This window comes from uncultured Bacteroides sp. (assembly GCF_905207245.1).
Classification (GTDB): Bacteria; Bacteroidota; Bacteroidia; order Bacteroidales; family Bacteroidaceae; genus Bacteroides.
Genome location: NZ_CAJLKP010000025.1, coordinates 57,315 through 65,232 on the forward strand (window position 1 = coordinate 57,315; position 7,918 = coordinate 65,232).

6 protein-coding genes are annotated in these 7,918 nt (G+C 45.6%); 2 read left to right on the plus strand and 4 right to left on the minus strand.

Translation table 11 applies throughout. From position 1 onward, the window contains the following. Positions 1 to 2: 2 nt before the first annotated feature. Positions 3 to 635 carry a nucleotide exchange factor GrpE gene (locus tag QZ135_RS09970; protein ID WP_294608534.1) on the minus strand — a complete coding sequence of 211 codons (633 nt, stop codon included), beginning with the start codon at positions 633 to 635 and terminating at the stop codon, positions 3 to 5. A gap of 225 nt (positions 636 to 860) precedes the next feature. Between QZ135_RS09970 and QZ135_RS09975 the strand changes: the two genes are divergently transcribed. Beyond that, on the plus strand, positions 861 to 2,477 hold the full coding sequence (locus tag QZ135_RS09975; RefSeq protein WP_294608536.1) for an ATP-binding cassette domain-containing protein: 1,617 nt from the start codon (positions 861 to 863) through the stop codon (positions 2,475 to 2,477). Between the two features lie 91 nt (positions 2,478 to 2,568). On the opposite strand, the gene QZ135_RS09980 is transcribed toward QZ135_RS09975, so the two are convergent. Next, entirely contained in the window at positions 2,569 to 3,636 is a 1,068-nt protein-coding gene (locus QZ135_RS09980; RefSeq protein ID WP_294608538.1) for a PDDEXK nuclease domain-containing protein, read from the minus strand. 18 nt (positions 3,637 to 3,654) lie between these two features. After that, positions 3,655 to 4,683, minus strand: a complete 1,029-nt coding sequence (locus QZ135_RS09985) for a leucine-rich repeat domain-containing protein (protein WP_294608548.1) — start codon at positions 4,681 to 4,683, stop codon at positions 3,655 to 3,657. Positions 4,684 to 4,825: 142 nt separating this feature from the next. Here QZ135_RS09985 and QZ135_RS09990 point away from each other — a divergent pair, with 142 nt between their 5' ends. Next, a complete protein-coding gene (locus QZ135_RS09990; RefSeq protein ID WP_294608540.1) occupies positions 4,826 to 5,758 on the plus strand; it encodes a type II CAAX endopeptidase family protein in 933 nt (310 codons plus the stop codon). Here the strand turns inward: QZ135_RS09990 and QZ135_RS09995 are convergent. Beyond that, the gene (locus QZ135_RS09995) at positions 5,676 to 7,802 is read right to left on the minus strand and encodes a Tex family protein (RefSeq protein ID WP_294608542.1); all 2,127 of its coding nucleotides are present in this window, start codon (positions 7,800 to 7,802) and stop codon (positions 5,676 to 5,678) included. The two genes, QZ135_RS09990 and QZ135_RS09995, sit on opposite strands and share 83 nt — an antisense overlap. Between the last annotated feature and the right edge of the window lie 116 nt (positions 7,803 to 7,918).

Sequence of the window (7,918 nt, forward strand, 5' to 3'; positions counted from 1 at the left end):
TGTTATTCTCCTACCACCACTTTGGCATGGCGGATTACTTTGTCGTTTAGCGTGTAACCTGTCTGTACGCAGTCCAGGATTTTGCCTTTCAGGGCTTTATCCGGTGCCGGAACAACGGCGATAGCTTCGTGATAGTCCGTGTCGAGAGGCTTGTCTTTCGTCTCAATCACTTTCACGCCGTCTTGTGCCAGTACAGCCATGAACTTATTATAAATCAATTCCACACCTTCTCTCACTGCTGCTACGTCGGTGGCAGTTTCCATGTTTTTCAGGGCGCGTTCGAAGTCATCCACTACCGGAAGGATGGTGCCGATGGTTTTCTCACCGCCGTTCAGAATCAGTTCTGCCTTTTCCTTCATGGTGCGTTTACGGTAGTTGTCAAATTCAGCAGAGAGGCGCAGATACTTGTCTTTCTGGTCTTCTATTGCCTTGTGGGCTTCTTCCAGTTCCTTAGCAAGCTTTTCTTCCTCTGTCAGAGGAGCTTCTTCCTGCATTTCTTCTTCGCGAATCTCTTCATTTTCCGCAGCTTCTTCCTGAGCAGCTCCAGCTTCCAACTCTTCTTCGTTGATGTTTTCTTTTTCTTTCGGGTCCATATTTCTATTCTTATTATTCTTAAAAAAAGGATTTGTTTTCATTGCTGTCAAGGGTTTAAGTTTATATATCGCTATACCTACAAAAACTCTGCCAAACGGGCAGCTTTTGTCGAAAACGCCGCAAAGGTAATACTTTTATGTCAGATTGACAGCGCATTTCTACGAGTATTCGTAGAAAAATGCCTATCTTTGCACCCGCAAATGAAGTTTTCACCACAGAGTGACTAATTCGTATAAATTGTAAATAGCTAAATAGTAAATAAATAAATGATTACAGTCTCGAACGTTTCCGTACAGTTTGGAAAAAGAGTGTTATTTAATGATGTAAACCTGAAGTTTACGAGTGGTAACTGTTATGGTATCATTGGCGCCAACGGTGCCGGAAAATCTACTTTCCTGCGTACTATATCAGGTGATCTGGATGCTACTACCGGTTCTATTATGTTAGGCCCGGGCGAACGTCTTTCCGTGCTAAGCCAGGATCACTTTAAGTGGGATGCACTTACGGTAATGGATACAGTGATGATGGGGCATACTGTCCTGTGGGATATAATGAAACAGCGCGAAGTTCTTTATGCCAAAGAAGACTTCACCGATGAAGACGGTTTGAAGGTTTCCGAACTGGAAGAGAGATTTGCCGAACTGGATGGCTGGAATGCCGAGAGTGACGCTGCCGCTTTGCTGAGTGGTCTGGGCATCAAGGAAAGCAAGCACTATATGTTGATGGGTGACCTTAGCGGAAAGGAGAAAGTGCGAGTTATGTTGGCACAGGCTCTTTTCGGTAATCCGGATAACTTATTGCTGGATGAGCCTACCAATGACCTGGATATGGAAACCGTGATGTGGCTGGAAGAATATCTGGCAAACTTTGAACATACCGTGTTGGTTGTGAGCCACGACCGCCACTTCCTCGACTCTGTTTGTACGCATACGGTCGATATTGATTATGGCAAGATTAACCTCTTTGCCGGTAACTATAGCTTCTGGTATGAGTCAAGTCAGTTGGCTTTGCGTCAGCAACAGAACCAGAAGGCAAAGGCTGAAGAGAAAAAGAAAGAACTGGAAGAATTCATCCGCCGTTTCAGCGCCAATGTGGCAAAGAGCAAGCAGACCACCAGCCGTAAGAAGATGCTGGAGAAACTAAATGTGGAAGAAATCAAACCTTCTTCACGTAAATATCCGGGTATCATTTTTACTCCCGAGCGTGAGCCGGGCAATCAGATTCTGGAAGTTTCCGGTCTGACCAAGACTCTGGAAGATGGTACGGTACTTTTCCGTGATGTAAACTTCAATATAGAAAAAGGAGATAAGGTGGTGTTCCTTTCACGTGATCCCCGTGCCATGACTTCATTCTTCGAAATAATAAATGAAGAAACGAAGCCGGATGCAGGAATCTTTAATTGGGGTGTCACTATCACTACGGCCTACTTGCCGTTGGATAATACCAGATATTTCAATACCGACCTGAATCTGGTGGATTGGTTGGGTCAGTTTGGCGAAGGGAATGAAGTCTATATGAAGAGTTTCCTCGGCCGTATGTTGTTCTCCGGTGAAGAGGTGCTGAAAAAAGCAAGTGTATTGTCGGGAGGTGAGAAGATGCGTTGTATGATTGCCCGTATGCAGTTGCGCAATGCCAACTGTCTGATATTGGATACTCCGACCAACCACCTGGACTTGGAGTCTATTCAGGCATTCAATAACAACCTGAAGACTTATAAAGGCAACATCCTGTTCTCTTCTCATGACCATGAGTTCATTCAGACTGTGGCCAATCGTATTATTGAATTGACGCCGAACGGCATCATTGACAAGATGATGGAATACGATGAATATATCACTTCAGATCATATTAAGGAACTGAGAGCGAAGATGTACGGAAACTAAATAATTTATTCTCTATTAAAAAAGTATCGCCTTGCAATATTAATTTATTGTAAGGCGATATTTTTTCAGATGATTTTAAATCAATGATATTCTATTGTTTTTCTTTATCAGACAGCTTATGTTCTGCATAATACTCTTTGGCAATAGCAATGGCTCGCTGGAGCTTTTGTGAGAGCACCTGCTTGTCTGGTAGCTGAGTGTAATATTGAGCTACCTTAATTGGACTTTCATTATCGAGCATGAGATATTCAATATGTTCGGTGTTCCCTTCTGAACAAAGAATAAGACCAATTGGTGATTCCTCCCAATCTTTTCTCTCATTTTTATTCAGGTAGCGTAAGTATAATAGCATTTGTCCTTCGTATTCGGGTTTAAGTTTGCCTAACTTTAGTTCAATCACCACCATTCGGCGAAGCCCACGGTGGAAAAATAACAAATCTATATAATAATCTACTGAATCAACCGTAATACGTTTCTGCCGGTCTACGAATGAGAAGTCACTACCTAACTCTTTGATGAATGCTTGAATTTGAGATAGTATGGCAGATTCCAAATCATGTTCTGAAAACACATCTGGTAACCCCAGCATGTCTAAAAAATAACTGCTGCGGAATACAAGGTCGGGTAAAAGTTGATGAGTTTCCTTTACCATAGCGAGTTCTTGCTTTATAAGCTCTTCTGGTTTACGACTGAGGGCTGTTCGCTCATAAAGTTGCTTATCTATCTTATCACTAAGTGTTCTGGTATCCCAATGTTCAATACTGCACATCTCTATGTAAAAAGAACGGGCCAGTTTATCTTTGATATACATGATAGTCTTTAGGTGTGTCCATGTCAATTGTCTCTGCACTGCGGAGACAATGTCCTCCTCAGAGAAAGTCTCTGCTGCGCGGAGACAATGTAGTAGACTCTTGTCACTCCATCCTTTACCATATTTTTGAGTTAGGTTCTGAGCCAATCGTTTAATAACCTGCTTACCGTATTCAGCTCGTTGATTTAGGAGTACATCATCTTTGATACGTGTGCCTATATGCCAATTGGTCAGACATACTTCAGTGTTCACATAAGTGGCAACTCGTGTACGTGTATTGTCAATAATTTGACAAATATCTGAATAGAGATGGTTTTCTTCTGGAAATAAAGTTGTATTATCTTTCATTATTCAAGCACACCATTATTATTTATATATCAATTTATTCTTCCCATCTCCGAACAAATTATCTCCCAACGTCGTAATCTTATTTCCCGTGGCCACCACATAGCGTAGATTATCACACCCCATAAACGCACCGTATTCGATAGCTGTCACCCCGGCAGGTAACTCCAACGTACCACATAATCTCCCGCAACCACTGAATGCCCGTTGACCGATACTTTTCAGACCCTTTGGAAGCTGAATGCTCAACAAGTACTTTTTCTGTGTGAATGTATATTCAGGAATAGCGGTGGCATTGCAGTTACTCAAGTCGATAGCTACCAGATTGGGCATGTAGTCGCGTATCAGGGTGAAGTCCGCTGCATCCAGTTTGCCTTCTACAGTCAGGAAGTTCACATCTTTGGGTTGCAGACCTGCTTCTACCAATTCGCTGGCGAGGCTTCCCATCAGGCCTACCTGTACAAACGCCTCTACCGGCTCACCCTCTATCACAGCAAACGTATCCCAGTGCTTCTTGGCACGGTAGGAGTCGCTGCTGCCCAGGGGCACGAAAATAGCGGTTATACTGTCTGCCAATGCTTCCGGAAGTAAATTGGGAGCGGTCTTCTTTCTCACCTGGCATATTTTCAGATTCTCACAACCCTTGAATGCCGCATCCTCTATATTCTTGGTTTTCTCCGAAAGGATAACTTTTTGCAGAGTGGTTTTTCCGGTGAAAGTGCTGTCGCTTGTCTGTCGGCAGAATGCATATGCAGGCACACAGTTGGGTGGGTAGATGTAGAAACGGTCGGGGAAGGTGCCGCCCTTGCCGGCGTATGTGCTGATGGAGGCATTGGAAATGTCGAGCACTTGCAGACTCTTGAATTCATCCCGCAGATGCTTGAAGTCGATGGCATTCAATTTTCCGGTCAGGGTGAGATGGGTGATACTGTTGGCTTCATCTTCGGTGAGCATGGATACCAAAGTACCGGCTTTGGATACGAAAAATGTTTTGTTGCCGGTAGGTGTGCCTGTATTTTGAGCTGCTACATAAGTACATGCAGCCAACATTATGATAGTGAAGACTTTCTTTATTTTCATGGCTGTTACAAAATATGTTTCAGACAAATATACGGTTTTTACAGGAAGTTATTTTCTATGTTTTAATTTTATAGGTATTTTTGCCGGGGTATTAACATATAGAAACAGAGATATGGAGTCAATGAATGAAAATGCAGGCACCGTTCGGCAAGAACTGAAAGTTGTGGTCTATCTGACTGTGGCAGCGAAGATTATCGTCTATGTGCTTCTGATATTGGGGTTTGCGGCAGCATTTGCTTTTCTGGCGGGCGATTTGCTGAAATTAGTTCCGGCTTTGGCACAGAATGGGGCATTGGGTCTTATTTTACAGGAGGGTTGTTTCCTGGCCGGTGTATTTTTAGCTGCATTCATTTTATTGAGATGGTGGGATTGCTTGCCCTTTTCCGACTTGGGATTATCTGTAAAAGAAAGATGGAAGGACTTCCTTTGGGGAACATTGGCAGCATTTGTCCTCTATGGCATCGGCTTCGGCGTGCTGTATCTTTCCGGTGAAATTAAAATAACCGGAGCGCAGTTTGATGCAACGAACCTGTTGTTGATGTGGATATTCATGCTGTTGGTAGCCGTTACAGAGGAAACCGCCCTTCGCGGTTTTGTGCTGGGGCATCTGCTGAATGCAGGGGTTAACCGTTTTGTGGCATTGTTTATTTCAGCAGCCCTGTTTTCCCTGCTCCATATCTTTAATCCTAATTTTTCCCTTATTGCTTTTTTGAATATTCTGCTGGCTGGGTTAATGCTGGGCGCCTCCTATATCTATACGCGGAATTTGTGGTTTCCCATTGCCCTTCATCTTTTCTGGAACTGGTTGCAAGGTCCGGTTCTTGGTTTCGAAGTGAGTGGCGGACAATTCGGCAACACCCTGTTGAGCTTGGAACTTCCTGAAAAAAATATCATCAACGGCGGTGCTTTTGGCTTCGAAGGCTCTGTGGTATGCACCGCGTTGATGATTATAATGACTGTAATTATTCTGAAATCAGCTTCAAGGCAATCCTCTTGCGATCCATGTCCACACTCAGCACCCGAACCCGGACATGCTGATGAATAGATACGACTTCGTTCGGATCTGAAATGAAGCGGTCGGCCAGTTGAGAAAGGTGGATCAGACCGTTTTCTTTGATACCTATATCGACAAAAGCGCCGAAATTGGTAATGTTGCCCACGATGCCGGGCAGTTCCATGCCTTCGTGCAGGTCGTTGATGGTACGTACATTCTTGTCGAACTCAAAAATCTTTATCGGGCCTCGCGGGTCACGTCCCGGTTTGTCCAGTTCCTGCAAGATATCTTTCAGAGTCGGCATTCCCACCGTGGGAGTGAGGTACTTCTCCGGTTGAATTTTCAGGCGGAGTTCCTTGCTGGCTATTAGCTCTGCCACACTGCAACCCAAGTCTTTTGCCATCTGCTCTACGATGCAGTAGCTTTCGGGATGCACGGCCGAGTTGTCCAGTGGGTTTTCAGCTTGCGGAATGCGGAGGAACCCGGCGCATTGCTCAAATGCTTTGGCACCCATGCGCGGCACTTTCATCAGTTGCTTGCGGGAAGTGAACGCACCGTTCTCTGCGCGATAGTTCACGATGTTCTGTGCAAGCTGGGGGCCTAAACCTGAGATGTAAGTCAGCAGGTGGCTACTTGCCGTATTCAAATTGACTCCGACCAGATTCACGCAACTTTCTACCGTAGAATCCAGTGATTTCTTTAGCTTGGATTGGTCCACATCATGCTGATATTGTCCTACGCCGATAGATTTCGGGTCAATCTTAACCAATTCAGCCAACGGGTCCACCAGGCGACGGGCAATGGATACCGCTCCGCGCACAGTGACATCGTATTCGGGAAATTCATCACGGGCAATCTTGGATGCGGAGTAGATGGACGCACCTTGTTCGCTCACCACGAATACCTGAATTTCCTTTCTGAACGTCTGGTGTTTCAGGAACTCTTCCGTTTCGCGGCTTGCTGTCCCGTTTCCTACGGCAATGGCTTCTATCTGATAGGCTTCCACCATTTTTTGTATTTTGGATACGGCATCTGCGGTTTTGTACACCGGAGCATGCGGATAGATGTTTTCATTGTGCAGCAAGTTGCCCTGTGCATCCAGACACACCACTTTACAGCCGGTACGGAATCCGGGGTCAATGCCCATTACCCGCTTTTGTCCCAGTGGGGAGGCAAGCAGCAATTGACGCAGGTTCTGGACGAATACCCGGATGGCTTCTTCATCCGCCTGTTCTTTGCTTTGTGCGGCAAATTCGGTTTCGATGGATGACTTTAGCAGACGTTTATAGGCATCCTGCACGGCCTCTGCCACCTGTTCACCACAAGCATTGTTGCTGCGCACAAAGCGGCGTTCCAGCCGTTCTACGCACTCTTCATCATCAGGACTTATGCTGACTTTCAGCAGTCCTTCGGTTTCGGCGCGGCGGATGGCGAGCAGCTGGTGCGAGGTGCATTTCTTCAGCGGTTTGCTGAATTCGAAATAATCACGGTATTTGTCAGCTTCACTCTCTTTGCCTTTCACCACTTTGGCGGTGATGACGGCTTGCCGGGAGAAGGCAAAACGCACGGTGTTGCGTGCCTGTTCGTCTTCACTAACCTGCTCGGCAATGATGTCCCGTGCCCCTTTCAGTGCATCTCCGGCATCTTTCACTTCTCCTTTGACGTATGCTTCAGCACGCTTCTCCGGATTCGGTTCGCGTTGCAGCATCAACAGGGTTGCCAAGGGTTCCAGGCCTTTTTGCCGGGCCACTTCTGCGCGTGTGCGGCGTTTGGGTTTATAGGGCAGGTAGATGTCTTCGAGTACGGTGCTGTCCCATGTTTCATCAATGCGCTTTTGCAGTTCGGGAGTCATTTTTCCCTGTTCGTTGATGGTGCTGATGATGGTTTCTTTCCGCTTGGCAGTCTCGTTCAGCTTCTCGTATTGCGTTTTGATAGCTTCGATTTGTACCTCATCCAGTCCGCCGGTGGCTTCTTTACGATAGCGGCTGATGAACGGAATAGTAGCTCCGTCTCCCAGTAAGTCGAGCGTATGGCCGATTTGCTTTTCGGAAATGCCGAGGGCGGCGGAAATCATTCGGTGGAATAATTGCATCATGTTGAATCGTTTTTTTGAATAATGAGCGCCAAAGGTACAAAAGAATTATATAAAAAAGACGAATCGGTAACTCAATATTGTGCGGAAAGGAATAAAGTTACGAGCTACAGGCTACG

Excerpts from the sequence above, each read along its gene's own strand:
- QZ135_RS09970 (WP_294608534.1), bottom strand. The coding sequence starts at position 635 with ATGAAAACAAATCCTTTTTTTAAGAATAATAAGAATAGAAATATGGAC.
- QZ135_RS09975 (WP_294608536.1), top strand. The coding sequence starts at position 861 with ATGATTACAGTCTCGAACGTTTCCGTACAGTTTGGAAAAAGAGTGTTA.
- QZ135_RS09980 (WP_294608538.1), bottom strand. The coding sequence starts at position 3,636 with ATGAAAGATAATACAACTTTATTTCCAGAAGAAAACCATCTCTATTCA.
- QZ135_RS09985 (WP_294608548.1), bottom strand. The coding sequence starts at position 4,683 with ATGTTGGCTGCATGTACTTATGTAGCAGCTCAAAATACAGGCACACCT.
- QZ135_RS09990 (WP_294608540.1), top strand. The coding sequence starts at position 4,826 with ATGGAGTCAATGAATGAAAATGCAGGCACCGTTCGGCAAGAACTGAAA.
- QZ135_RS09995 (WP_294608542.1), bottom strand. The coding sequence starts at position 7,802 with ATGATGCAATTATTCCACCGAATGATTTCCGCCGCCCTCGGCATTTCC.